This window comes from Rubrobacter aplysinae (genome assembly GCF_001029505.1).
GTDB classification, from domain to species: domain Bacteria; phylum Actinomycetota; class Rubrobacteria; order Rubrobacterales; family Rubrobacteraceae; genus Rubrobacter_A; species Rubrobacter_A aplysinae.
Window position 1 is genome coordinate 33,158 of record NZ_LEKH01000011.1, and the last position, 25,489, is coordinate 58,646.

General features: G+C 66.2%; 20 protein-coding genes. 9 read left to right on the forward strand and 11 right to left on the reverse strand.

All coding sequences use genetic code 11. The annotated features are described in order from the left end of the window. Position 1 precedes the first annotated feature (1 nt). The 7 genes from ABD53_RS11410 to ABD53_RS11440 all read right to left on the reverse strand — a co-directional run bounded on the left by ABD53_RS11410 (position 2) and on the right by ABD53_RS11440 (position 9,776). Positions 2–1,324 carry an aminomethyltransferase family protein gene (locus ABD53_RS11410; RefSeq protein WP_053057992.1) on the reverse strand — a complete coding sequence of 441 codons (1,323 nt, stop codon included), beginning with the start codon at positions 1,322–1,324 and terminating at the stop codon, positions 2–4. A gap of 85 nt (positions 1,325–1,409) precedes the next feature. Further along, positions 1,410–2,036: a cyclodeaminase/cyclohydrolase family protein gene (locus tag ABD53_RS11415; RefSeq protein ID WP_053057993.1), complete on the reverse strand. Its 627-nt coding sequence runs from the start codon at positions 2,034–2,036 to the stop codon at positions 1,410–1,412. Further along, a complete protein-coding gene (locus tag ABD53_RS11420) occupies positions 2,033–3,766 on the reverse strand; it encodes a formate--tetrahydrofolate ligase (protein WP_047865926.1) in 1,734 nt (577 codons plus the stop codon). Before ABD53_RS11420 ends, ABD53_RS11415 begins: the two co-directional genes overlap by 4 nt. A gap of 42 nt (positions 3,767–3,808) precedes the next feature. Beyond that, complete coding sequence (locus ABD53_RS11425; protein ID WP_053057994.1) at positions 3,809–4,729, reverse strand: methylenetetrahydrofolate reductase; 921 nt, start codon at positions 4,727–4,729, stop codon at positions 3,809–3,811. A 62-nt stretch (positions 4,730–4,791) separates the two neighbouring features. After that, the gene (locus tag ABD53_RS11430) at positions 4,792–6,060 is read right to left on the reverse strand and encodes a glycine cleavage T C-terminal barrel domain-containing protein (RefSeq protein WP_084709570.1); all 1,269 of its coding nucleotides are present in this window, start codon (positions 6,058–6,060) and stop codon (positions 4,792–4,794) included. 61 nt (positions 6,061–6,121) lie between these two features. Then, positions 6,122–7,096, reverse strand: a complete 975-nt coding sequence (locus ABD53_RS11435; protein WP_047865973.1) for a PLP-dependent cysteine synthase family protein — start codon at positions 7,094–7,096, stop codon at positions 6,122–6,124. 199 nt (positions 7,097–7,295) lie between these two features. After that, the gene (locus tag ABD53_RS11440; protein ID WP_047865927.1) at positions 7,296–9,776 is read right to left on the reverse strand and encodes a GcvT family protein; all 2,481 of its coding nucleotides are present in this window, start codon (positions 9,774–9,776) and stop codon (positions 7,296–7,298) included. 794 nt (positions 9,777–10,570) lie between these two features. On the opposite strand from ABD53_RS11440, the gene ilvB reads away from it, so the two are divergent. From ilvB to ABD53_RS11485, 9 genes are all read left to right on the forward strand, one after another. Further along, positions 10,571–12,292 carry a biosynthetic-type acetolactate synthase large subunit gene (gene ilvB, locus ABD53_RS11445; RefSeq protein ID WP_235401563.1) on the forward strand — a complete coding sequence of 574 codons (1,722 nt, stop codon included), beginning with the start codon at positions 10,571–10,573 and terminating at the stop codon, positions 12,290–12,292. Positions 12,293–12,294: 2 nt separating this feature from the next. After that, positions 12,295–12,837 (forward strand): hypothetical protein, encoded by a 543-nt coding sequence (locus ABD53_RS11450; RefSeq protein ID WP_047865928.1) that lies wholly within the window; start codon positions 12,295–12,297, stop codon positions 12,835–12,837. A 1-nt stretch (position 12,838) separates the two neighbouring features. Continuing rightward, the gene (ilvC, locus tag ABD53_RS11455; protein WP_047865929.1) at positions 12,839–13,831 is read left to right on the forward strand and encodes a ketol-acid reductoisomerase; all 993 of its coding nucleotides are present in this window, start codon (positions 12,839–12,841) and stop codon (positions 13,829–13,831) included. Positions 13,832–13,847: 16 nt separating this feature from the next. Beyond that, complete coding sequence (locus tag ABD53_RS11460; RefSeq protein ID WP_084709571.1) at positions 13,848–14,825, forward strand: branched-chain amino acid transaminase; 978 nt, start codon at positions 13,848–13,850, stop codon at positions 14,823–14,825. 480 nt (positions 14,826–15,305) lie between these two features. Beyond that, complete coding sequence (locus ABD53_RS11465; RefSeq protein ID WP_047865930.1) at positions 15,306–16,865, forward strand: 2-isopropylmalate synthase; 1,560 nt, start codon at positions 15,306–15,308, stop codon at positions 16,863–16,865. Further along, a complete protein-coding gene (locus ABD53_RS11470) occupies positions 16,844–17,611 on the forward strand; it encodes a hypothetical protein (RefSeq protein WP_047865931.1) in 768 nt (255 codons plus the stop codon). Before ABD53_RS11465 ends, ABD53_RS11470 begins: the two co-directional genes overlap by 22 nt. A gap of 35 nt (positions 17,612–17,646) precedes the next feature. After that, positions 17,647–18,753: a 3-isopropylmalate dehydrogenase gene (gene leuB, locus ABD53_RS11475; protein ID WP_047865932.1), complete on the forward strand. Its 1,107-nt coding sequence runs from the start codon at positions 17,647–17,649 to the stop codon at positions 18,751–18,753. Further along, the gene (gene cimA, locus ABD53_RS11480; protein WP_047865933.1) at positions 18,750–20,342 is read left to right on the forward strand and encodes a citramalate synthase; all 1,593 of its coding nucleotides are present in this window, start codon (positions 18,750–18,752) and stop codon (positions 20,340–20,342) included. Before leuB ends, cimA begins: the two co-directional genes overlap by 4 nt. Continuing rightward, the gene (locus ABD53_RS11485; RefSeq protein WP_084709572.1) at positions 20,335–21,147 is read left to right on the forward strand and encodes a cyclase family protein; all 813 of its coding nucleotides are present in this window, start codon (positions 20,335–20,337) and stop codon (positions 21,145–21,147) included. The genes cimA and ABD53_RS11485 overlap by 8 nt, the downstream gene beginning before the upstream one ends. Before the next feature lie 27 nt (positions 21,148–21,174). Here ABD53_RS11485 and ABD53_RS17515 read toward each other — a convergent pair whose 3' ends face one another. From ABD53_RS17515 to ABD53_RS11505, 4 genes are read right to left on the reverse strand one after another with little or no spacing between them, the layout of a single operon-like run. Next, positions 21,175–23,286 (reverse strand): PA0069 family radical SAM protein, encoded by a 2,112-nt coding sequence (locus ABD53_RS17515; protein ID WP_084709573.1) that lies wholly within the window; start codon positions 23,284–23,286, stop codon positions 21,175–21,177. Between the two features lie 57 nt (positions 23,287–23,343). Continuing rightward, entirely contained in the window at positions 23,344–24,111 is a 768-nt protein-coding gene (locus ABD53_RS11495; RefSeq protein ID WP_152670744.1) for a potassium channel family protein, read from the reverse strand. A gap of 36 nt (positions 24,112–24,147) precedes the next feature. Continuing rightward, positions 24,148–24,624: a metallophosphoesterase family protein gene (locus tag ABD53_RS11500; RefSeq protein WP_047865934.1), complete on the reverse strand. Its 477-nt coding sequence runs from the start codon at positions 24,622–24,624 to the stop codon at positions 24,148–24,150. After that, entirely contained in the window at positions 24,625–25,449 is an 825-nt protein-coding gene (locus tag ABD53_RS11505) for a DNA-methyltransferase (protein ID WP_053057996.1), read from the reverse strand. Positions 25,450–25,489 lie beyond the last annotated feature (40 nt).

Here is a 25,489-nt window from a genome sequence, read left to right on the forward strand (position 1 = left end):
CCTACCTGCTCCCGCCCGTGGGGCTGCCGTTGTGCGGGCTTCCGTTGGAGGGCGCCGGAGCGCCGAGGGTAGACGGGGCTCCGGGGCCGGGAGCCGGCGAGAGCCGCGCCTGCCGCTCGTCGTCGGCGGGCTTAGCCCGGACGCGGGACCACTCGGGGTCGAAGAACGGGGTCGGGGCCACGCGGGCGAGCACGGGATGCCCGCCGACCTCGACGAGCAGGTTGCGGCCCGGCCAGCAGTGAGCCGTGTCCACGTAGGCCAGGGCGAGCGTCTCGCCGACGGTGTGGCCGCGGGCGCTGGACGTAATACGCCCGACCCGGCTCTCGCCCGGCATCAGGTCGTCCTCGTACTGCCCGGCCTCCGCGCCGTTCTCGACCAGCTCGCGGAAGGTCGCGACGTCGCTTATGGAGTGGACCGCGTCGCCCGGTGCGGCCGGGGCCTCGCTCTGCAGGATCAGGCCGACCCACCGCTCGTCCAGGCCTTGCTCCTGCATCCGGAGGAGTGCCTCCCGCCCGACGAAATCCCGCTTGCGGAAGGAGATCCAACGTTCGAGACCGACGTGGAACGGGGTCTGGCTCTCGCCTATGTCCGGCCCGTACAGCGGCAACGCCTTCTCGATACGCAGGCTCTGCATGGCTTCGAGGCCGTATGGTCTGAGGCCGAACTCCTTGCCGGTTTGCAGGATGTGCTCCCACAGGTAACCGGCCTCCTCTGCGGGGACGTACAGCTCGTAGCCGAGCTCGCCGGTGTAGCCGGAGCGGGAGACGATGACCTCCACGCCGCCGATGCGGCCGGTGGCGAAGCGGAAGAAGCGCAGGGAGTCGAGGTCTACGTCCTCTACGACGGACTTGAGGTACAGCCGCGAGCGGGGACCCTGGATCACTGGCAGCGCCAGGGCGGCGGTCACGTCGGTGACGTAGGCGCTAGATCCACGGGCGTGATCTGAGATCCAACGCACGGACTTCTTGCGTGGCCCAGAGCTCGCAACGACCATGAAGTGCTCGTCGTCGAACTTGTACACGGTCACGTCGTCCACGACACCGCCGGCCTCGTTGCACATGGTGGAGTAGCGGAGCTGTCCGGGCTGGAGGTCCAGCACCTCGTTCACCAGCAACCGGTTCAGGAGCCGCTCGGCTCCGGGTCCTTTCACGTCGATCTCACCCATCGTCGAGAGGTCCTGCATCCCGACGTTGGTGCGCACGTTTCGGTGCTCCTCGACGGGCGAGGCGTAGGAGGTCGGGAACATGAACTCCCCGCCGCCCTTTATGAGGTCGCGCGCGGAGCGCAGGTGGTAATCGTAGAAGGGTGTCCTTCTCTCGGTCATCGTGGCCTCCTTTCCCGGGCCACCGCTCTTCCGGGCCTTGCCGGTGGCGGCCTCGTGTTGGGCGTCCGCACTTCTTTCCCCCGTTCTATTCCCCGCCGGAGAGACGCCGCGCCAGGGCGGCGGTCTCTTGATAGAGGCCGGTGGCGCGGTCACGGCGGTCTCTGGCGTCTGCGGCTCCGTTGCCGTGGATCTCCTCCACGTTCAGCCTCACGAGCTCCGCGGCGGATCTGGCCGCGGCCTCGGACAGATACAGGGCTGTGAGGGCGTCGCCCCGCAGGTTGGGGTTGCCCTCCTCGGCGAGCCGGGCGGCGATCTCTGCCGTCTCCCGGGCGAGCTCCGCGACCCGGAGCGGCACGTCGGCGGCCTCTCCGAAAGCCAGATCCAGAGCCTCCCGGCGTCCGGGCTCTCCGGCCGGGAGACGCAGCGCCGCCAGCACCCGCCCGTAGGCCTCGCCGTCGGCGCGGGCCAGGGGCAAGGCCTGCCCGCGCAGGCCCTCGGCGCGCCCGGCTAGCTCTCCGGCGTCCTCCACATGCTTCTCCGAGAGCCGGGCGGACATACAGACCAGCCCGGCGGCGAGCGAGGCCGTTACGGCAGCGGCCCCGCCACCGCCCGGCGCGGGGCTGTCGGAGGCGACCGAGTCCAGGAACTCCCCGAGCGAGAGCCCCTGGTAGTCCGGCGCTCGGGCCGGGCGGGTGGAGTCCGCTCTGCTCACGAGAGGCCGACCACCTCCCCGTTCTCGTCCAGGTCGATGTTCTCCGCGGCGGGGGTCGCGCTCAGGCCGGGCATGGTGCGCATCTCGCCGCAGATCGGGTACACGAAGCCCGCGCCGGCGGAGAGCCGGGCCTCGCGCACCGGCAGGGTCCAGCCCTTGGGCGCGCCGAGCAGGGTCGGGTCGCTGGAGATCGAGAGGTGGGTCTTTGCGATGCACACCGGCAGGTTGCCGTAGCCGGAGCTCTCGTAGGAGTCGAGCTGTCCGGCGGCGAGCGGGGAGTAGTCCACGCCGGAGGCCCCGTACACCTCGCTCGCGATGGTCTCGATCTTCTCCCGCAGGCTGGCGGAGTCCGGGTAGAGCAGCGCGAAGCCCGAAGGCTCCTCGGCTGCCTCCGCGACGGCCTCGGCGAGCTCCGTGGCCCCCTTGCCGCCCTCGGTGAAGTGCTCGGAGACCGCGACGCGGACACCCATCTCCTCGGAGATCTCACGAATCGCGGCGTGCTCGGAGGCGTGGTCCGTGGGGAAGGCGTTTATGGCGACCACGGGCGAGACGCCGTGCAGCTTTATGTTGGAGATCTGCTTCCGCAGGTTATCCGCCCCGGCGTACACGTCGTCGGGGTTCTCCTCCAGAAGCTCCGGCGGCAGCGGCTTCCCGGCGGCGACCTTGTGACGGCCGGAGTGGACCTTGAGCGCGCGCACGGTTGCGACGAGCACGGCGGCGTCCGGGGCGATGCCGGAGGCGCGGCTCTTGATGTTGAAGAACCGCTCCGCGCCCATGTCGGCCCCGAAACCGGCCTCGGTTATGAGGTAATCCCCGGCGCGGGCGCCGACCCGGTCGGCCACGATGGAGGAGTTGCCGTGGGCGATGTTGCCGAACGGCCCGGCGTGGACCAGCACCGGCGTGTTCTCCAGCGTCTGCATCAGGTTCGGCTTCAGGGCCTCGCGCAATATTACCGCCATGGCCCCGGCGGCCTTTATGTCCTCGGCGGTGACCGGGTATCCGTCGACGTCGTTGGCGACCACGATGCGCCCGAGCCGCTGCCGCAGGTCACCGAGCGAGTCCGCCAGAGCGAGCACGGCCATGACCTCGCTGGCGGCGGTGATGTCGAAGCCGGACTGGTTCGGTACTCCGTCTCCCCGCGCCCCGAGGCCGCTAACTATGTTGCGCAGGGAGCGGTCGTTCACGTCCATGACGCGCCGCCAGCGCACGTCGCGCGGGTCGAGCCTGGGCTCGCCGCCCTGGTGGATGTGGTTGTCCACCATCGCGGAGAGCAGATTGTGGGCGGCGGTTACGGCGTGCATGTCGCCGGTCAGGTGCAGGTTCAGCGTCTCCATCGGCACGACCTGGCTGTAGCCGCCGCCGGCGGCTCCGCCCTTGATGCCGAAGGTCGGCCCCATCGAGGGCTGGCGCACGGCAACGGTCGCCTTCTTGCCGAGGTGGGAGAACGCCTGGCCGAGCCCGACGGTCGTCGTGGTCTTGCCCTCACCGAGCGGCGTCGGCGTAATCGCCGAGACGACGACGTACTTTGCCCTCGGACGGTCGGCCAGCTCGTCTATGGCCCCGAGCTTTACCTTGGCAACGTTCTCGCCGTAGGGCTCTAGCAGATGAGGCCCGATCCCCATGCCGGAAGCTACCTCCTGCATCGGCACGAGTCGTGCCTGACGGGCTATCTCGAGATCCGATGGAAACTTTTTCGTCTCTTTGGTCTCTTTGTTCTGCGTGGTAAACATCTCCGTGCCTCTTCTCCTCGCGCGGATTTTACACCGCTGTAGTTAGGCGGGGCTCTCGCTCGCCCCGGCCTCCGGGTTGAGCCACTCACTCTCCAGAATGTCGAGCATCTCCCACCGCCAGCTCTCGGTGCTCTCGGCCTGGTTGAAGGTGTTTATGTGGAACCCGGCAAGACCGTAGTACGTGTCGCCGAAGTATGGTGCGAGAGATTCCACGAGCTCGTCCGGCCTGTAGCCGCCGGGCTTGACGAGCCGCGTCGCGAGCCCGGCCTGCTTCTTCAGGAACCGGGCCGAGTCTCCGACGCCGATCTTCATCGAGATCGAGAGCAGCTTCTTGCGCTCCACCGCGCCCGGCAGCCCGACATACACCGGCAACTCCACGCCCCGCTCGCGCAGGCCGGAGAGCCAGCTCGCCACCACGCTCGAATCGAAGCAGATCTGGGTCACCGCATAGTGCGCGAACTGCTGCTTTTCTCGCAACGCCTCGACCAGTTCCTCGTCGCCGATCAGCGGGTGCGACTCGGGATAGGCGGTAACGCCTATACGCTCGACGCCGTGATCCAGCCCGGACATCTCGTGCAGCAACGTAGCAGCACTATAAAACGGGCCCACGGGCTCGCGGGCGTCACCGCCGACGACGAAGATTTCCTGCATCCCGGCGGCGTCCAAGCGGTGCAGGATGTTTTGCAGATGCTCGCGGCTCTGTACGAGGCGGGCCGAGAGGTGCGGTACCACCCGGAAACCGCTCTGCGCGAGCCGCTCCGAGAGCTCAAGGGTGTTCTCCTGTCCCAGTGTCGGTGAGCAGGTGACCGTAATCTGCGCCCCGCGGGGGAGCTTCCAGGCCTCGTTTTCGGCGCCGGCTATGGGTATGATCTCGAACCGGGGATCGGCCATCGCCGGGACGACGCCGGGCATGGTCCCCGCCACCCGGATCGGCACTTCCTTTGCGTCTCTGTCGTATATCACCCTATTCTCCTCCCGTCGCCGGGCCGGACTTGTAGATCCCGGCCCGGCGGCATGTGCTCGGGCTAGACCGTCCTCAGGGAGGCCTTCGGGATCTCCTTGTTCGGGTCCACGAACGGCCTCTGGACGACCGTCGCCGGATGGACGCCGGTGGGGGTCTTTATCTCCAGGGCGGTGCCGTACTCGATGTAGTCTATGGGGACCATCGCGTAGCCGATGTTCTTCTCGATGCGCGGCGAGTAGCAGGCCGAGGAGACGTAGCCGATCTTCGAGCCCTGGTCGAGCACGTCGTAGTAGTCGATCATGGAGCTGTCGTTGAACGCGCCCATCTTCGGGCCACCGATCTCGACGCCGACCAGCTTGCGGCCCACGCCCTGGCTCTTGATCCTCTCCAGAGCCGCCCGGCCCATGAAGTCGGCCTCCTGGTCGAGGTCAACCATCCACTCGTAGCCGTAGTTGACCTCGAACGGGTTGGTGTCGAGGCGAATGTCGCAGCCCCAGGAGAGGATGCCACCCTCGATGCGCCGGATGTGACACGGCCCTATAACGCTCATGTCGTAGGGCTTTCCGGCCTCCCAGACCGTCTCCCAGAACCTGTCGCCGTCGCGGGAGGCGTTCTTGAGGTAGATCTCGAACCCGAGCTCCGAGGTGTAGCCGGTGCGGCTTATAACGACCTCCATGCCGTCCAGCTCGGCGTAATCCAGGTAGTAGTACGGGATGTCCAGCACGCTCTCGCCGAAGAGGTCCACCATCACGTCCTTGCTCTTCGGGCCCTGGACCTGCACCGGCCCGACGTCCGGCTCCGTGACCTCCACGTCGTAGCCGTAGGCCGTGGCGAGAGCCCGCGCCCACAGCAGCACGTCGCTGTCGGCCAGAGAGAGCCAGAAGTGGTTCTCGTCCAGGCGCAGCAGCACCGGGTCGTTGATGATGCCGCCGTCCTCGGCGGTGATGAAGGTGTACTTGCACTGGCCCACGTTGCACTTGTGCAGGTCGCGCGGGATCAGGAGGTTCGTGAAGTCGAAGGCGTCGGGGCCGGTGATCTCGACCTGACGCTCGGCCGCCCCGACGTCCCACAGGGTGACGTTGTTCAGGAGCGCCTCGTACTCGGCGAACGGGTCGCCGTAGTGCCGCGGGTGGTAGCTGTGGTTGTACACGCTGTACTGTGCCACGCCGTGCTTGCGCGACGAGTAGAAGAACGGTCCGCGCCTAAGGCGCGGGTACTGCAGTATTTCGGGATGCGGGTTCGTCTTGTCCACGATACTCTCCTGGTGCCCGTTTTCGCTTCCGTTGGTGCTTCCGTTGGTGTGCTCTGTATGCTCGTTGATCTCGGTCATGAGATCCTCTCTTTCTCGGTATCCACTCTCTCGGTTAACGCCGGACTCTGAGGCTACTCAACTACTTCGTCGCATCCCCCACCCCCTCGACGCTGACAAAGTCCGTTGGCTCCTCGGGTGCCAGCCTTTCGGCCAGGTACTTCTCCCCCTCGTCGCAGAGCACGGTCACCACGCTCCGCAGCCCGTACTCCTCCTGCACCTTGCGCGCCGCTATGACGTGAGCCCCGCTGGACGGCCCGACGAACAGACCATAGTCCCTGGCGAGCCTGCGGGCCTCGGCGACCGCCGCGTCGCTGGAGACCGGGATCAGGCCGTCCACCATGCCGCCGTGGCGGTCGAAGATGCCGGGCACGAAACCGTCGGAGATCCCCTCGACCAGGTGACGCCCGATCTCACCGCAAAGCAGCGTGCACGACTCGTCGGGCTCGACCCCGAACAGCTTCGCCTCCTGGTTCGCATCCCGGAAAGCCTGCCCAACCCCGACGAGCGTCCCGCCCGTCCCCACGCCCATCACGAGGGCATCCGGCGTCTCGCCTGGGGGCAGGTCGGAGAGGATCTCCGGCCCGAGCCAGCTCCGGTTCTCCTCGACGTTGTGCTCGCTCTCGAACTGCGCAGGACAGAAGTAGCCGTCCCGCTCACCGAGCTCACGGGCCTTCTCCAGAGCCTCGTTCACGTGGAAGTCGCCGACCTCCAGCACCTCGGCCCCGAAGAGCCGGCTTATGGCGAGCCGTTCGCTCGACATACCTTCCGGCATCACCACGAGCATGCGGTAACCCTTCACGGCTGCCACCATCGCCAGGGCGTTTCCGGTGTTCCCGCTCGACGCCTCGACGATGGTGTCGCCGGGCGAGAGCAGACCCTCTTCCTCGGCGCGCTCGACCATGTACTTGGCGATGCGGGCCTTTATTGAACCGGAGGGATTCAGATACTCGCACTTGGCCCACACGCCATCCACCGGGACCAGCGGCGTGCCGCCGATGCCGTCCAGCACGCTACGGCTGGCGGAACGGGGCTCGCGGGACTCTCTCAGCGGCATCACGACGAGCCTCCCGGACGACGGGCAACCGGGACTAGAAACTTAGGGATGATCTTGTTAGAATCGTGGCGTTGCAAGGTGACTCCTAGTAGATCCTTGTGGCTTTGCCGGACGGTTCGCGTGGTCGCCAAACCTAGTGTTGCGGGCCGTCCCGGCGGTTTCTTCTGGGGTTAGGTCACGGTTTCTCCCAAAAGCTCTCCTATCCCGCTTTCGTCAGTGGTCGCGGCGACTTGCTCGACGAACCCCGCATCCGCTTCATCTCCGGGTCGAACATCGGCTCCTCAGCCACCGTCGCCGGGTGCCGCTCATCGAAGTACTCGACGGCGAGGCCAGTGCCGGGCTCGGCCAGTTCCGGCGGCAGCCAGGCGTAGGCGATGCTCTGCCCGAGGCTGTAGCCGTAGGCGGCGCTCGTGACGTAGCCGACGGCGCAGTCGCCGCTCCACACAGGCTCGCCGCCCATCACGACCTCGCCGTCGTCTACCGTGAGCGGGGCCAGCCTGCGGCGCGGCCCCTCGGCAAAGCGGTTCATCAGGGCCTCCCGGCCCACGAACTCGCCCTTGTCCAGCTTCACGGCGAAGCCCAGCCCCGCCTCGTAGGGATCGTGCTCGGTCGTCATGTCGCCGCCGTAGGAGCGGTAGCCCTTCTCCAGGCGCAGCCCGTTGAACGCCCCACGCCCGCCCGCGACGATTCCGTATGGCTGGCCGGCCTCCCACAGCCGGTCCCAGAGCCTGAGCCCGAGGTCGGCGGTAGTGTACAGCTCCCAGCCGAGCTCCCCGACGTAGGAGACGCGCAGCGCGAGCACCGGGACCTCACCGACGTATACGTGGCGGCAGTTGAAGAAGCCGAAGGACTCGTTAGAGAGGTCGTCGGGGCTGATGCTCTGCACCAGATCCCTCGCGTGAGGCCCCCACACCCCGACGCAGCAGGTGCCGGAGGTGGTATCCCGCACCTGTACCGTGCCGTCGGCGGGGAGATGCTTTTCGAGCCACACCACGTCGCGCGGGCCGTTGATGCCGAGCTGGAAGCTCTCCTCTCCGGTGCGGGCGACGGTAATGTCGCTGCGGATTCCGGCGTTCACGTCCAGCATCAGGGTGTAGACGACCTTACCGACCGGCTTATCCAGCTCGTTGGTGCATAACTTCTGCAAGTAGTCGAGCGCGCCCGGCCCCCACACCTCGGCGGTCTTGAGGGCGGTCATGTCGAACATGGCGACGCTTTCGCGGGTGGCCCGATGCTCGACCGGGATCGCCGGGGACCAGTAACGGGCGGCCCACTCGCCGGGCCGGGGCGCCATCTCTTCTTCCGAGGAGGGCAAGTTCGCCTCGTACCACTGCGGGCGCTCCCAGCCCGAGGCTTCGAGGAAGTACGCGCCGAGCCCCTGCTGACGCGGGTAGAACGGGCTGGTGCGCAGCGGGCGCGGGCTCTCTATGGGCTGCTGCGGGTGGATCACGTCGTACACCTCGGAGAAGGACTGCGAGCTGCGCGACACGACGTACTCGGGGCTGCGGGCATGGGCCTCGAAGCGGTTCACATCCGCCCCGGAGACGTCTATGCTCGGGGCACCCTTAACGAGCCACTCGGCCATCACGCGGCCGACACCCGCGCCGTGCGTGATCCAGACCGCCTCCGCGCTCCAGAAGCCCTTTACGCGCCGCGACTCTCCGAGTAGAGGTCCGCCGTCCGGGGTGAACGAGAACAGCCCGTTCATCGTCGAGTCGAACTCCGCGCCTTCCAGGGCGGGCAGCATGCGCACCGCCTCTCGCCACGGACCCTCGAAGTCCTCGGGGGTGAACTCCATCATCGAGGGCATGCGCTCGGCGTCGGCGTAGCGTGGGATGTCGTCGGAGGAGATGGGCATCGCCCGGTGCCGGTAAGAGCCTATGCCGTAGCCTTCGCCGCGCTGGCGGAAGTACATGGAGTGATCCTGGTGGCGGAGCATGACGTGATCGGACTCCGAGGTCGTCCCGGCAAGCTCCTCGAGCGGCCCGGTCCACGCGAACTGGTGCTGCATCGGGGTGAGTAGCGGCGTCTCGATGCCGGCCATGCGCATGATGCGCGGCCCCCACATCCCGGCGCAGCTAAGCACGGTGTTGGTCTCGATCCTGCCCCGGTCCGTCTCCACGGCCCGCACTCGGCCCCGCTCGGCCTCTATATCCAGTACCTCGGTCTCACCCTGGAACCGCACCCCCTCGGCTTCCGCCCGGCGGGCCATCGCCTCGCAGGCCCTGATGGCCTTGGCGATCCCGTCCGAAGGCACGTACAACCCGCCGTAGACGTTGTGGTGATCCAGCAGCGGGCTCTTCTCGGCGCATTCCTCGGGCGTGATCAGATGCGCCTCCAGGCCCCAGGAGCTGGCCAGCCCACGCTTGCGCTTGAGATCGTTCCACCGCTCCGGTGTGGCGGCGACCTCCACGCTGCCGACGTCGTAGAAACAAGGCTCGCCGTCCAGCTCCAGCTCGGAGTAGTGCCGCACACTATAGGAGGCCAGCGCGGTCGTGGACTTCGAGGCGTTGGTCTGGAACATCAGCCCCGGCGCGTGAGACGTCGAGCCGCCGGTCTTGAAGAGCGGCCCCTGATCCAGAACCACCACGTCCGTCCGCCCCAGACGCGCCAGGTGCTCCGCCACGGCGCACCCTACGATCCCGGCCCCGATTATTACAGTATTTGCACTCGTCTCCACCTAGAGACCCCCTATAAGACAGCAGGGGGCAGACCGCCGGGCGCCACCAGAGAACCGGACGACCGGCCTCGTGCAGCTAACGCGGAGCGGCTCCCCCACCCTTACCCCTTGCGTTTCGTTTTGGAAAATTGTTTTCCATATTGAAACTAGTATCATTCACGACCATCGAGTTCAAGGGTGAAAAAGCTCACCTCCGGGAAATTTTTTCGATTTTCTTAATATTTGGCCATTTGGCCCATTGGTAGGCGTGTTTATCAGCCTGTATCGCGGCTTTTTACCGGCCCGGTTCGCGGCTATTTCAAAGCTTTTACGACGTCCAGGGGGCCAACCACGCCCGGAGCCCGGGATAGCCCGGGGAGACACGGGGATCATCCGGGGAGCTTTATCCGGCGCCGGCTTCGTACACGATGTTACGTGCATTACGTGCGTCTGGCACGTATTATCCCTTGACACGCGGGTGCGGCCCATATAGTGTTCTTTCCAGCCGTTTGTTAGCGAGTAGCAAGGATGCTCTTGAGCGGAGTTTCTGAAGAGGCGCGGATTTTGGTTTCGGGGGGTCTCCCCGGGACGCTGCGCCTGCTCGCGCCACCGATTCACCCACGAGTACCCAGGGATGGCTACGTCCTACCCGCCCTAATTATCGGGGCGGGCCGGGGCCTAGTCATCCGGTCCGCCTAGAGCCGCCGGGGCGTAACCCGTTCCGCGGCCAGTTTTCTGGACGAGTTTCCTTTGAAGAGCTAGAACAGAGCAAGAAGAGGAATGGGGTAGCCGTGGAGAATACCGCTTTTAAAGATTTGAATAGCCTGAATGTAGAGTACAAGCCGCGCACCGGCAGCGAGGCCATGTGTGAGGCTCTACTGGATGAAGGTGTTGAGCACCTCTTCGGGTATCCGGGGGGTGCGATCATGCCTTTCTACGACGCCATCTACGACTATCCGCTAAAGCACGTGCTGGTACGCCACGAGCAGGGCGCCGCCCACGCCGCCGACGGGTACGCCCGGGCGACAAACAGGGTCGGCGTGTGCGTGGCGACGAGTGGCCCCGGAGCGACCAACATCGTCACCGGGCTGGCGACGGCGCAGATGGACTCCGTGCCGATGGTCGCCGTCACCGGGCAGGTCGGTAGAGGCGCGATGGGCAAGGACTCCTTCCAGGAGACCAACGTGATGGGCATGACGCTGCCCTTCACCAAGCACTCGTTCCTCGTCGAGGACCCGGACGAGCTGTACGAGACCATGCGTAGGGCGTTCGAGATCGCCCGCAGCGGCAGGCCCGGACCCGTGCTCGTGGACGTGCCCAAGGACGTGCAGCAGGCCGCCTGCGCCGCGTCCAACGGCGGCGGAGCCGGATACCGCAGGCTCAGGGAGGCCGAGCCGCCCGTCTCCCCGCCCGCGCTCGAAGCGGCGGCAACACTGCTCGGTCGGGCCAAGCGTCCGGTCATCCTCGCCGGGCATGGTGTCACGCTCTCCGGCGCGGAGAAGGAGCTCAGGCTGCTCGCCGAGCGCAGCGGCGCGCCCGTCTCGACGACGCTGCTCGGGATCAGCGCCTTCCCCGAGGCGCATCCGCTGTATATAGGGTGGCCCGGCATGCACGGCCAGGCCTCGGTGAACCGGGCCATAGACAAGGCGGACCTCATCTTCGCCGTCGGGATGCGCTTCGACGACAGGATCACGGGCGACCCCTCCCGGTTCGCCCCGAACGCGAAGGTCGTGCACATAGACGCCGACCCCGCCGAGCTCGGCAAGGTCATAAAGCCTACCGTCGGCATCGCCGCCGACGCGAGGATAGCCCTGCGCGGCGTGCTGGAGCATTTCGACGCCGACCCCGAGAAGCGGCTGCAGGGCTGCGCAGATTGGGTGGCCGAGATCTCCGAGTCCCAGAAGCCGGAACAGCGCCGGGAGGACAAGGCTCGCGGCGAGTACGGCCCGGTCCGGATAATGGACGCGATCCGGGAGGCCGCCGGCCCCGACCTGCGGGTCGTCACCGACGTCGGCCAGCATCAGATGTGGGCGGCGCAGTTCTTCAAGTTCAACAAGCACAACACCCACATCACGAGCGGCGGGCTCGGCACGATGGGCTTCTCGCTGCCCGCTGCAATGGGCGTCGCCTTCGCCTACCCGGACGACCCGGTGTGGATCATCGCCGGTGACGGCAGCTTCCAGATGAACATCCAGGAACTCGCCACCATCCGGGACTTCGGGCTGAACATAAAGGTAGCCATCCTCAACAACGGCTATCTCGGCATGGTGCGGCAGTGGCAGCACTTCTTCCACAAGGACCGCTACTCGGAGACTCCGATCACCGGGCCGGAGTACCCGCAGCTCGCCGCCGCCTACGGTCTCGCCGGACGGGCGGTGAACCCCGGCGACGACGTCGAGGAGGCCGTGCGCTGGGCCGAGGATCAGAACGGCTGCACGATACTCGACTTCCGCATAGATCCGGAGGCGAACGTGTATCCCATGATCCCGTCCGGCGCGAGCGTGAACGAGATCATAGAAGCGCACGAGGGTGAGTAAGGGTGAGTAGATCCCGCGGGCCGTCCGGCGGGGCGGCCTCCGGTAAAAACACCGGCAACAGCGGTCAGAAACTTCCTTACGGTTTCCTTACCGGCTCGGCGGATAACGCCGTGGAGGTCCGGCTGAAGGGCGACTCGACCGCCCTCACCCGCTTCGTAATGACGCTCCAAAACAAGCGCATGCCTCTGCGCGGACTTACTATGGGCCGCGACGGCGAGGGGATCAGGCTGACGCTCCTCGTGGAGGGCGACGAGGAGTCCGCCCGCCGCTACACCACGCTGCTCTCGGGGCTTGAAGACGTGCGCGGCATAGAGGCCACGAAAGACACTCTCCAGGTCGTGCTGGTGAAATTCTCACCCGGAACCACGGAAGATAGGTGGCGTGAGAGCGCAGAACGGCACGGCGTGCGGGCGCACGAGTCCGGGGGTACGATCGTGGCCTCCGGCCAGCCGGAGAGCGTCGAGGAGTGGCTCGGCGGATTAGACGGAATCGAGGAAGCGATCAGGCTCGGGCCGACGGCCCGGCCCGGGAACGGAGGAGAATAGTATGGCACGGGTATATCGCGCGGCGGATATAGGGGATGAGATCTTCCAGAAGAAGGTCGCCGTTCTGGGATACGGCAGCCAGGGCCACGCCCACGCTAGAAACATACAAGACTCCGGCGGCGAGGTCGCCGTCGGGCTGTACAAGGGCGGCGGTAGCTGGGGCCGCGCCGAGAGCGACGGCATGAACGTGATGACCGTCGCCGACGCCGTTGACTGGGCCGACGTGGTGATGATGCTCCTGCCGGACGAGAAGCAGCCCGAGGTCTTCGAGAACGAGGTCGCCCCGAACCTCTCTGAGAGCATGCTGATGCTCTTCGCCCACGGCTTCAACGTCCACTTCAACCAGATCCGGGTCCCCGAGAACGTGGACCTCGGACTCGTCGCCCCCAAGGGACCAGGCCACGTGCTGCGCCGCCTGTACACCGAGGGCAACGGGATGCCGTCGCTGTTCGCCGTGCAGAACGACGCGACCGGCGAGGCGCGGAGCCTGATCCTCTCCTACGCCAAGGCGATAGGCAGCGGCCGGGCCGGGGTGCTGGAGACGACCTTCGAGGAGGAGACCGAGACCGACCTCTTCGGCGAGCAGGCCGTGCTGTGCGGCGGGCTCACTTCCTTGCTCACAGCGGGCTACGAGACGCTCGTGGAGGCCGGATACCAGGAGGAGGCGGCGTACTACGAGTGCGTACACGAGCTGAAGCTGATCGTGGACCTGATCTACGAGGGTGGCCTTGAAAACATGCGCTACTCCATCTCCAACACCGCCGAGTACGGCGACTACACCTCCGGGCCACGCATCATAGACGAGGGCGTGAAGGACCGGATGCGCGAGGTACTCGCCGACATCCAGAACGGACACTTCGCCCGCGATTGGGTACTCGAGAACAAGTCCGGCGGCGCGAGCTTCCTCTCCATGCGCGACAAGCAGGCCCGCCACGACATCACCCGCGTAGGGTCCGGGCTGCGCGCCATGATCAACGAGGGCGTCGAGGGATAGGCCGGAGGGTTAGACGATGACGGACCAGACACAGCAAAGAGAGCGCAAGGCGTTTACCGCCTCGGACGCCGACTGGATGTATCACGGCGGCGGGTACGTGAGGATGGGCGGCGTGCGTCTCTCGCCCGCCACCCACGGTCTCAACTACGGCACCGGCGTCTTTGAAGGAATCAGGGCGTACTGGAACGAGCAGAAAGAGACGCTACAGGTCCTCAAGCTGCGCGAGCACTACGAGCGGTTCGAGCAGTCCTGCAAGCTCCTCCGCATAGACCTGCCGCACACGATAGACGAGCTGTGCGACATAACCATCGAGGTGCTAAAGAAAAACGCCCCGCGCGAGGACACCTACATCCGGCCGCTGGCGTACAAGTCCGCCACCGCCATCGGCGTGAAGTTGGCGCTGGACGCCGAGCTCTCCATATTCACCGTGCCGATGGGCAACTACGTCGAGCTTACCGGCCTGAGGTGCGCCGTTAGCTCGTGGCGGCGGACCTCGGACAACGCCATACCGGCCCGCGCAAAGCTTACCGGCTCGTACATAAACACCGCGCTCGCCGTGGACGAGGCGCAAAGAGGCGGCTACGACGACGCCATCTTCCTCACGGAGGACGGGCAGGTATCGGAGGCCAGCGCCGCGAACATCTTTATCGTGCGCAAGGGCGCGCTCTCCACCCCGACCGGCACGGCGGACATCCTGGAGGGCATAACCAGAGACGCGGTCATGGATCTTGCCCGCAGAGAGCTGGACATACCGGTGATCGCCCGCGACGTGGACCGCACCGAGCTGTACGCCGCTGACGAGGTATTTCTGACGGGCACGGGTTTCCAGATCGCACCCGTCACCGAGATAGACGGCCGCGTGATCGGTAGCGGCAAGGTCGGGCCGGTGGCTGAGCGGCTGCAGGAACTGTACTTCCGCGCCGCCCGCGGCGAGAACCCCGACTACGCCGACTGGACCGTCGCCGTAGACGTTGCGAATGGTTCACGGGACTGAGATACTAAAAGCATATGAGTATGAGTCATAAAGCCCCTGCAATAGTTACTCTTCTGAGCGGTTTAACTTGGTTTCTTTACTTCCTGGTGACCGGCTTTGAGTCAAGTACGTTGATCTCGAACGTCTTGCAGGGCGCTTTTATATTCGCGGCAGCGCTCTTGTTCGGATACATCGTAGGGCTCGCGTTGAATGTCGATACTCTGGCAGGAAAAGACTAAGGTGTACTCAGTGAGCCTTGAAACCTCTCATGGTCTCCAGAACCACGCCACTGGGGCAAAGCTGCGACTACTACGACTAGCCGGGGTGGACCGCGGTCTCCCCGGCCTCCGCAGCCGGCACGCCAGGCGAATTATCCGTCCCGGCGTCTAGCCGGGCGGGGCCTGTACCGAGTCTCTGTGGCCACCTAAAACACCAGGTCTAAAAGCCGTAGCATCGAAAGTCTTACGAGCCTTGGCTGTATAGAAGAATAGGAGAGAGGTTATGGAAGGTAAGGAAGGCACGGAGCGAGTACACATCTTCGACACCACCCTGCGCGACGGCGAGCAGTCGCCCGGTATCTCACTCTCGGTAGAGGAAAAGGTAGAGATCGCCCAGCAGCTCGGGCGGCTCAAGGTAGACGTAATAGAGGCCGGGTTCCCCATTACGAGCGAGGGCGACTTCGAGTCCGTAAGCCGCATCGCAAGCGAGGTGCGGGGCCCCATAATTACCGGTCTCGCCCGCGTACACGAGGCGGACATCGTCCGCGCCTGGGAGGCGGTGCAGTGGTCCGAGCGGCCCCGCATCCACACCTTCGTCGGCACCTCCGATCTCCACATCGAGCATCAGATGCGCTCCAACAAGGAGGACATCGTGAAGATGGCCCGTGAGGCCGTCGGGCACGCGAAGTCGCTCTCGCCGGACGTTGAGTTCTCCCCGATGGACGCGACCCGCACGGATATCGGCTTTCTGTCCGAGGTGGTCGCCGCGGCGGTCGAGGCCGGGGCGGACGTAGTGAACATCGCCGACACCGTCGGCTACACCACCCCGGTGGAGTTCGCCGCTTTCCTGCGCGATCTGAAGGAGCGCGTACCCGAGCTTGCGGAGCGTACCCTCTCCGTCCACTGCCACGATGACCTGGGGCTCGCGGTTGCGAACTCTCTGGCTGGCGTGACTGCGGGGGCGCGTCAGATCGAGGTCGCGGTGAACGGCATCGGCGAGCGGGCCGGGAATGCCTCTCTAGAGGAGGTCGTGATGGCGCTCGCCACCCGGGAAGACTTCTACGGCGTGGAGGTCGGCACCGAGACGCGCCAGCTCTCGAACACGTCGCGCCTGATCTCCAACGTCACCGGCTACGACGTGCCGCCGAACAAGGCGATCGTCGGGCGCAACGCCTTCGCCCACGAGTCCGGCATCCACCAGGACGGCGTCTTAAAGGACCGGCGGACGTTCGAGATCATGAAGCCCGAGGACATCGGCCTCGACTCCAACAACATCTTCCTCGGCAAGCACTCCGGCCGCCACGCCCTCTCCGACGCCCTCGCAGAGCTCGGCTACCACCTCGAAGGCGAGCCGCTCAAGCGGGCCTTCGAGCGGTTCAAGGAGATAGCGGACCACAAGAAGAGCGTCACCGCCGCCGACCTCGAAGCCATCGCCGCCGACGAGGTCGGGGCCTTCGAGGGCAAGTACGTCCTCGAGTCGTTCCGCGTCGTCGCCGCAACGGGCCGCCAGAGCCGGGCCGCCGTTACCATCTCGCACGCCGACCACGGCACCTTCGAGGCCGAGGCCGAGGGCGACGGTCCCGTGGACTCCGTTTTCCGCGCCGTGGACGCGGCGACCGGCGTGAAGGGCCGCCTCACCGACTTCCGCATAGACGCCGTTACCGGTGGCAAGGACGCCCTCGGCGAGGTTCGGGTCACGGTAGAGTTCGACGGCGCGGAGTACTCGGGCCGCGGCCTCTCCCAGGACGTCGTGGACGCCGCCGCCCGCGCCTACGTGCGGGCCGCAAACGTGTACGCCACCGGCAAGAAGCTGAGCGCGGATTGGGCCGCGAGCACGCCGTAGACTCCGTAACCCGGGACGGGGCGGCGTTGCCGGAGTACCCCCGGCTGGAGGGCGAGAACGGGGCCGTGGTCCGCCACGCCCCGCACCTCCCGCTGCTGGGCCGGGAGGTACTTGCCCACCTGGAGACGGGGCTCGCCGCGCTGCCAGAGATGCTCGGCATTTCGGCACCGGCTCTGGAGGCGCTGGTCGTCGCCGGCGACGACTGGGACGCGGCCCCCAGGGACAACTCGCGCCCCTATCCTCGCGGACTGCCGTACTTCACCCGCGCTACGGAGCCCCCGGCGCTCGTAATTCCTGAGAGGCTATCCGGGGCGATACAGCCCCGGACCGGGGCGACGCTGCCGCTGGTAGTCCACCATGAGCTGGCCCACGCTTTCCTGGCCGGAGTGGTAGCCGTCCGCATCCCATCCTGGCTGCGCGAGCTGCCGCCTCAGGCCGCCTCCGCCGCCGTTGCCCGCAGGGAGGCGCTACCGCTAGACGAACATCTGACTCGCATGGAGAGCCCCGGCTTCACGATCCGGGGATTTCATACGCCGGCGGCGGCCGGTGAGCAGATGGCCTTCCAGAACCTGCTGCTGAGGCTCGGCGCGGCGGCGCTCGCGGGCTTCGGCGAGGCGTTCCTGCCGCGGCTGGTCGCGGCGCTGCGGCGCGAGACAGAGTTAGACGAGTCGCGGGCGGAGGATCTGCTGGCGGAGGCGCTCGGACCCGGGGGACGGGAGTGGCTAGACTCACAGGAGGAGTTCTAACAGTGACGCATTGTCATAATGTAAGGAGATTTTAGATGAGCCAGTCTTACAAGATACTGCTACTCCCCGGCGACGGCATCGGCCCGGAGGTCGTCGGCGCGGCGCGGGAGGTACTGGACGCGGCGGCGGGGCGCTTCGGCTTCGAGGTCGAGTACGAAGAGCGGCTCGCGGGGGCGGGGGCGATCCGCTCCGAAGGAGCCCCGATCTCCGATGAGACGCTGGAGGCGGCCCGGGGCTCGGACGCGGTCTTGCTCGGAGCGGTCGGCCACCCGGACTACGACGGCGGCTCCGTAAGGCCCGAGGCGGGACTACTCAAACTGCGCAGCGCCCTGGAGGTTTTCGCCAACCTCCGCCCCGTCGCCTCCAACCCGGCGCTCACGCCATACTCACCGCTAAAGCCCGAGGTCGTCGAGGGTGTGGATCTCCTCATAGTGCGCGAGCTCACCGGCGGCATGTACTTCGGCGAGAAAGAGGAGGCCGGCGAGAGCGGGGATCTCGCCTCGGACTCGGTCGTCTACACAACAGAGGAGATAAGGCGCGTCGCCCGCGTCGCCTTCGAGGCCGCCCGGGGCCGTAACGGGAAGCTCACCTCGGTGGACAAGGCAAACGTCGTCGCCACGAGCCGCCTGTGGCGCCGGGTGGTAAACGAGCTAGCGGCGGAGTACCCGGATGTGGAGCTGGAGCACGTGCTGGTGGACGCAGCGGCGATGTATCTCGTGCAGAACCCCAAGCGCTTCGACGTGATCGTGACCGAGAACCTCTTCGGCGACATTCTCTCCGACGAGGCTGCGATGCTGCCGGGCTCGATGGGCATGCTCCCCTCCGCCTCGCTCGGGGCCCCCGGAAAGCCCGGCCTGTACGAGCCGGTCCACGGCTCGGCACCGGACATCGCCGGTCAGGGCGTGGCGAACCCCTACGCCGCGATCCTCTCGGCGGCGCTGCTCCTGCGCCACTCGCTGGGAGAGGCCACGGCGGCTGACGCCATCGAGCAGGCGGTACACGTCTCCACAGAGAACGGCATCCTCACCCGCGACCTCGGCGGGGAGAGCGGAACGGAGGAGGCCACGCGGGCGGTCCTGGAGCATATGTCTAATACAAGTAACACGCAGCAGGGACAGAAAGAACAGGAGGAGGCGCGATGAGCGTCAGGCTATTCGACACGACGCTGCGTGACGGGACACAGCGCGAGGGCGTTACTCTAACCACCGAGGACAAGATCCGGATAGCCCGCGAGCTAGACACCCTCGGCATCCACTACATCGAGGCTGGTTTCCCGGCCTCCAATCCCAAGGATCTGGAGTTCTTCGAGGGCTTCGACGCCTCCGAGCTCGAGACCGCCAGGATAGTGGCCTTCACTCGCGCCCGTCGTCCAAATGGCCGCGCCGACGATGATCCCGCGGTAACGCTTCTGGCCTCACTCTCCGCTCCGGTGGCGTGCATCGTGGCCAAGAGTTGGCGGATGCAGGTCGAGAAGGTGCTCGGCACCACCCCGGAAGAGAACCTGGCCTCCATAGGCGACACCGTGCGCTACCTCGCGGCGGCGGACAAGGAGGTCATCTTCGACGCCGAGCACTACTTCGACGGCTACAAGGACGATCCCGGACACGCCCTCTCCACGCTGCGGGCGGCGGCGGAGGCGGGGGCGAATACGGTGGTCCTCTGCGACACCAACGGCGGCACGGTACCGGGCGAGCTACAGGGGATCGTGTCGGAGACGGTCGGAGAGATCACCCGCGTCCACCCGGGCGTCGAGGTCGGCATCCACACCCACAACGACTCGGGGTGCGGCGTGGCAAACGCCCTAGCCGCGGTAGAGGCGGGGGGGACCCACGTGCAGGGCACCATCAACGGCGTCGGCGAGCGTTGCGGCAACTGTGACCTGGTGCCCGTAATCGCGAACCTGCAGCTAAAGATGGACCATCGGATCGTGGGCGAAGATCAGCTCACCCGCCTCACCGAGGCGTCCAACTACATCTCCGAGCTGATGAACCTCACCCCCGACACCCACCGGCCGTACGTCGGGCGCAGCGCCTTCGCCCACAAGGGCGGGCTGCACGTGGACGGCATCTCCAAGGACCCTGGCACCTACGAGCACGTCGCTCCCGAGAGCGTTGGCAACGTCCGAAGGATGCCCGTCGGCGAGCTATCGGGCAAGAACACCATCCGGCGCAAGGCCGAGGAGCTCGGCATCCGGGAGGTGGACGCGAACGCGGTGCTCGAAGCCATAAAGCGCCGCGAGTACGAGGGATACCACTACGAGGCCGCCGACGCCTCGCTGGCGCTCTTGATCGGACGCACCTCCGGCGAGGACGCGCCGCTCTTCGAGCTCGAGACGTTCAGGATCATCTCCGAGAAACGTTCCGACGGAGAAGCGATCACCGAGGCCACCATAAAGCTGTGGGTAAAGGGACAGCGCGTCATTACCACCGCCGAGGGCAACGGCCCCGTAAGCGCCCTGGACCGCGCTCTGCGCCGCGCCATAGAGTCTCACTACCCAGAGCTCGCCGAGATACACCTCACCAACTACAAGGTGCGCATTTTGGACGAGCACCGCGCCACCGACGCGACGACCCGCGTACTAATAGACTCCTCCGACGGCAAGAAGCTCTGGGGCGCGGTCGGAGTCGGCGAGAACATCATCGAGGCCTCCTGGCAGGCCCTGGTGGACGGTCTGGAGTACGGTGTAACCGAGGCCCGGCAGCCTTCGGGCTCCGAGACGGGGCGTGGCTAGCATAGCGGGTGACGAGAGCGGCGTCGTAGAGCTCCTGGGCAGGCGCGTCCGGCTCCTAGACCTGAGCCGGACCGTAGGACCGACCCCGGGCGAGCCGGATCCCCCACGGCTGCGATACACCTCCCACGAAGAAGGCGCGGAGCTCTGGCGGCACCTCTTCGGCATTCCTCCGGAGGCTCTGCCCTCGGGCCTGGGCCTCGCCGGCGAGAAGGCCAAGCTCTCTACCCACGCCGGGACCCACATGGATGCTCCCTGGCATTATGCTCCGGTCTCTGAGGGTGAGCCGGCGCACAAGATCGACGAGACGCCCCTGAGCCTCTGCGTAGGCCCCGCGATCGTGCTCGACGTATCGGACCTGCCAACGGGATACCTGGTAACCCCGGCAGAGATACAAGAACGTCTCCAAGGCCTGGATCATACACTGTCCCCGGGAGACATCGTGCTTTTCCGGACCGGGGCGGACGCCCTGTGGGGCACCGAGGAGTACTTCACTTACGGCTGTGGCCTCGGGCGGGAGGCGGTTCTCTACCTGGCGGATCGGGGCGTAAGGCTCACAGGGACCGACGCCTGGAGCCTCGACAGACCGTACACGCTAATAGGTGAGGAGTGGCGGGAGAAGAAAGACCCTTCCCTACTCTGGCCCGCCCACTACGCCGGGCTAGAGCGGAGCTACTGGCACCTGGAAAAGCTCGCCAACCTGGCGAAGCTACCGGCACTGGGCGCCACACTCCTGGCATTGCCGATCAAACTAGAAAAAGCCAGCGGCGCGTGGGTAAGGGCGGTGGGTCTCGTTCCCGTGGAGTAACGCCGAGCTTCTGAATAGACTCGCTTTCTAGTCGAACAGCCTCGCCTGGGTGCCGGGCTCGTCCGGACGGCGGAAGTGGGCGGTCGAGAGCGGGGCGCGGCCTTCGGGGATTCCGGCCCGGCGGCGGCTTATGGCGAAGAGCTGGTGGATCCCTTCGGCGAAGATGTCCTCGCCCTGCATGCGGGATCCGAACCGCGGGTCGTTGAGACGGCCGCCGCGCATCGAGCGTAGCCGGTTGAGAACCTTCTCCTTGCGGTCGGGGAGGTTCCTCTCCAGCCAGTCCTCGAAGAGCGGTGCCACCGCGCCCGGCAGCCGCACCACCGTATGGGCGGCGAACTGCGCGCCTGCATCCGCCGCGGCCCGCAGTAGGTCGGGGAGCTTGTGATCGTTGACGGCGGGTATGATCGGGGCCGTCATCACCCCGACGGGTACGCCCGCCTCGGCGAGAAGCTCTACTGCGGCGAGACGGCGCTTCGGAGGCGAGGTACGGGGCTCCAGCACCCGCTTTAGCTCCGGGTCCAGGGTGGTGAGCGAGATGGCGACGGAGACAGCATCGTAGTGCGCCAGCTCTGCGAGCAGGTCCACGTCGCGGGTGACGAGGTGATTCTTGGTAACCACGGCGACGGGGTTGCGGGCCTCGGCGAGCACCTCCAGACAGCCGCGGGTGATGCGCAGCCTGCGCTCCACCGGCTGGTAGGGATCGGTAACGCCGCTCATGGCGAGGGTCTTCGGCTCCCAGCTCTTGGACGAGAGCTTCCGGCGCAGCAAGGTCGGGGCGTCACGCTTGGCCATCACCTTGCTCTCGAAGTCCAGCCCGGCAGAGAGCCCGAGATACTCGTGGGTTGGACGGGCGTAGCAGTTGTGGCTCACCACTCCGTTGGCGATAAAGTCTCCGGTGCCCGTGGTGATGTCGTACATCCTCATGGTGCCGACCGGCTCGATGGAGGCCACCCGGAGGTCTGCCCCGTTCTTGACAGCCTGCCCGGAGATGTCGCGCTTTCGCCCGATTGTCGGGTCCACGAGGTGGAAGAAACGCAGGTGCTCGCCGAGGCCTCCTCGAACCCGTATCGACTTCAGCGGCTCCGTCCGGCTGCCGGCGCGCTCTTCTGTTACCGTTTCGAATCCCAGTGAGCCGAGACGACGCAGGACACGCTCGATGATCTCGGTATCCGTATTGAAGATGCGCAGCACGCCGTTACGGTAGCTTCCCTCTGCATCGAAGATACCCGCGAGAAACCCTTTACTCCAGGCTCCGCAGTAGTCATCGGGCCATGCAATGGTCTCCTTTACGAGCTCCACGCTGGCTAGTGCCGAGGCGCGGATGCCCCGCATCTCCTTCCCGGTGGTAGTGGCTTTCTGAAAGAGGAAATCGTGCGTGGGAACCTCGAAGTCCAGCAGGTAACGGCTCGCGCGCGTCAGGGCCTCTTCGTCGGATAGTGCGAGCCGGGACTGGTGTTGGTTTCCGTGGGCGCGTCCGGCACGTTCGTACTTATATGAGGCGAGGTGACCATCTCCGCGGATGATCCCGCAGAGATACCCTCGCCGGTAGTCGTAATCCTTCTCGGGTGGCCGGGCGAATGAGCCAACGCCCATCAGACTGTTGTTCGACGTCAGGTGAGGCCTCTGTCCGTCTCCGTGACCGGAGCCGGTCACGTACTTCCAGCCGCGTTCGGTGAGGAAGCGGTGGTCTCCGCTGGCGATGAGTTGCGTGCCGTCTTCCAGGGTGAGGCGGTAGGCTCGCTTTATCGTGCTCCAGTGGGCCAGCACGGAAGTTCTCGTGTAGCGACGGTAGTAGCCGTCTCTGGTGGTGCCGTAGATCCCCTCCCCAACCCGCAAGTCTTGCAGCTCGCGGGTGCTCCCGTCCGCCAGCAGTACGGGAGTGTCGCCGGAGAGGCAGTAGGCGCAGCCATGTTCGCAGCCCCGGTAGGGGTTGAGGCTCGCGGAGAAGGGGATGTCCGGGCTGTCGTTGGTGGTGATGATCGAACGCGAAGAGTCCTCGTAGAACCGCGTCGTGGGAGAAGGGTCTCCGGCGGTTTCTTCCGGGTCGGGCTCTATCTCAATGGGCTCGAAGCGGCCCGCGGGGTTCAGGCCGGCACCACGCCCGCGATTACTCCCGCCTTGCGTATCAGACTGCTCCATCCGTTGAGGATACGGGTGATCTCTGGGGCTACCAACGGTGACATGGCATTCTACTCGCTAGCGCCGGTCGCCTCCGATGTGACGGTCCAGCTCGTCTACCCGCTTCTCCAGAGAGTCGAGCTTCTCAAGGATGCGGTCCAGCCGATCGTCCTCCCCACGCCCCTCCCCGGAGGAGCTCTCGACGAAGTAGGCCGCGATCCCGGCTGTCAACACACCGAAGACCGTTATGCCGACTACCATGACGACAAAGGCTACAGTGCGCCCTGCGGGAGTCACCGGATAAACGTCCCCGTAGCCCACGGAGGTAACGGTGGCGAGCGCCCACCACAGCGCGTCCCCAAAGCTCTGTATGGGACCGCCGGTATCGTGCTCGGAGATCAAGACCAGACCCGTACCGGCTAGTAGCGTCGCGCCGCCGAGCACCAGCACATTCGCGCCCTGATAGTTGCCCAGCACGCGCTTCACGCCCGCAAGGCCCCGCAAGATGAAGGGGAGAGCTCTCAACACCGCCAGTACCCGGAGCGGTCTCAAGAAAGGCAAAATCACGATTGCAACCTGAATCCAGTTCTCTTTCAGATAGGCGAGCCGGGGCCGGGCGACGGCAACCTTCACGGCCAGCTCGGCGGCGAAGGCGGCAACGATCACACCCTCCACAAACAGGGCGTTCTGGAGTAGACCGGAGCCCGGCTCGGATAGATAGCCCGCGACGAGCACGAACACGTAGACCAGTGAGAGCAGGAGCATGGGAAGCTCGGTAACGCGCTCCACCCTCTCCACCAGCCTGCCGTAACGACCGTCGCTCCGGGGATTTATCCTGACTCTCACCCGCCCAAAGTACCGCCACGTACTGGAGACTGCAAACTACAGCGCCACGATGCGGGCCTCGATCTCTCCTCCGTCCGTCTCCAGGACGGCGAAGGTGTACTCCGGCTGGCGGCGCTTATCGGTCGGGCTGCCGGGGTTGAGGAGCATCAAGCCGCCTTCATCCTCCAGTAATGGTATGTGCGAGTGCCCGAATACGACCACGCGAGCCTCCGGGAAGCGACGCGACATCCTCCTGCGGCGGCCCTCCTTGCGCCCGGAGTCGTGGATCATGGCGACCCGCACCCCACCGAGATCGAGCTCAACCGTCTCCGGCAGCCCGGCCTCCGGTGGGTCGAGGTTGCCCCGGACGGCGTAGGTCGGAGCGTATCCAGCCAGCGTATCCAGCACAGCGGGGTCCATGAGGTCTCCGGCGTGCAGGATCGCGTCCGCCCGCTCCAGATAGGGCCGCAGCGCCTCCGGCAACGCTTTCGCCCGGCGTGGGATGTGGGTGTCGGCGAGCACGAGAGCGAGCATCTAACCGGTATCCGAGGGCCCGCGCAGGGCTTCCAGTCTCTCCAGTGTCGAGCCCCGGCGGGCGGCTGCGATGCGCCGGGCGGCGAGCTCCGCGAACTCCTCTTCTAGCTCCGCGCCGACGAAGGCCCGGCCGAGCTCCTTGGCGGCGACGGCGGTGGTGCCGGAGCCGGCGAAAGGGTCGAGCACGAGGTCTCCCTCGCGGGTGGAGGCCAGGAGCGCCCGGCGCACCAGGCGTAGCGGCTTCTGGGTCGGGTGGCCGCCGTGGCGTTTCTCGGCACGCGAGACCGGCCTCATGCGCCACACGCTGGAGAGCTGGTCAGAAGGGTCGGGGCTGTTCACGAGGTTCACGAGATCGTGGTTGAAGGTGTGGCGGGAGGCGCGGCTCTTTGAGGCCCAGATCAGGGACTCGTGCGCGTGTTTGAAGCTCGTGCGGGACGCGTTTGGCGGCGGGTCTGGCTTCTCCCACACCACGTGGTTAAGGACCCTGAAGCCGAGGCTTTGTAGCGCGTATCCGAGACTGAATATGATGTGATGCGTCCCCGTCACCCACAGCGTGCCGTCCGGTTTCAGTACCCGTTGCGCTTCGGAGAGCCACCGGACGTTGAAATCGTGATCCTCCGTGAAACCTCGGGGCCGGTCCCACTCGCCCTTGTCCACGGACCGGAGCCTCCCGCCCTTCACGGTGACGCCGCCGCCCGAAAGCCGGTACGGCGGGTCGGCGAAGACGGCGTCCACGCAGCCGGCGGGCATCATGCGCATCAGGCGCACGCAGTCGGCCCGGTACACGACCGCCCCCGGCTCGCCGTGGCTCGGTAGTTGGCTCAAGCTCTCCACGACGCCTCATTGTGTAGCATTCTGTAGAATG

Excerpts from the sequence above, each read along its gene's own strand:
- ABD53_RS11500 (WP_047865934.1), bottom strand. The coding sequence starts at position 24,624 with ATGCTCGCTCTCGTGCTCGCCGACACCCACATCCCACGCCGGGCGAAA.
- ABD53_RS11460 (WP_084709571.1), top strand. The coding sequence starts at position 13,848 with ATGACGGACCAGACACAGCAAAGAGAGCGCAAGGCGTTTACCGCCTCG.
- ABD53_RS11465 (WP_047865930.1), top strand. The coding sequence starts at position 15,306 with ATGGAAGGTAAGGAAGGCACGGAGCGAGTACACATCTTCGACACCACC.
- ABD53_RS11420 (WP_047865926.1), bottom strand. The coding sequence starts at position 3,766 with ATGTTTACCACGCAGAACAAAGAGACCAAAGAGACGAAAAAGTTTCCA.
- ABD53_RS17515 (WP_084709573.1), bottom strand. The coding sequence starts at position 23,286 with ATGGAGCAGTCTGATACGCAAGGCGGGAGTAATCGCGGGCGTGGTGCC.
- ABD53_RS11430 (WP_084709570.1), bottom strand. The coding sequence starts at position 6,060 with ATGACCGAGATCAACGAGCATACAGAGCACACCAACGGAAGCACCAAC.
- ABD53_RS11435 (WP_047865973.1), bottom strand. The coding sequence starts at position 7,096 with ATGCCGCTGAGAGAGTCCCGCGAGCCCCGTTCCGCCAGCCGTAGCGTG.
- ABD53_RS11410 (WP_053057992.1), bottom strand. The coding sequence starts at position 1,324 with ATGACCGAGAGAAGGACACCCTTCTACGATTACCACCTGCGCTCCGCG.
- cimA (WP_047865933.1), top strand. The coding sequence starts at position 18,750 with ATGAGCGTCAGGCTATTCGACACGACGCTGCGTGACGGGACACAGCGC.
- ilvC (WP_047865929.1), top strand. The coding sequence starts at position 12,839 with ATGGCACGGGTATATCGCGCGGCGGATATAGGGGATGAGATCTTCCAG.
- leuB (WP_047865932.1), top strand. The coding sequence starts at position 17,647 with ATGAGCCAGTCTTACAAGATACTGCTACTCCCCGGCGACGGCATCGGC.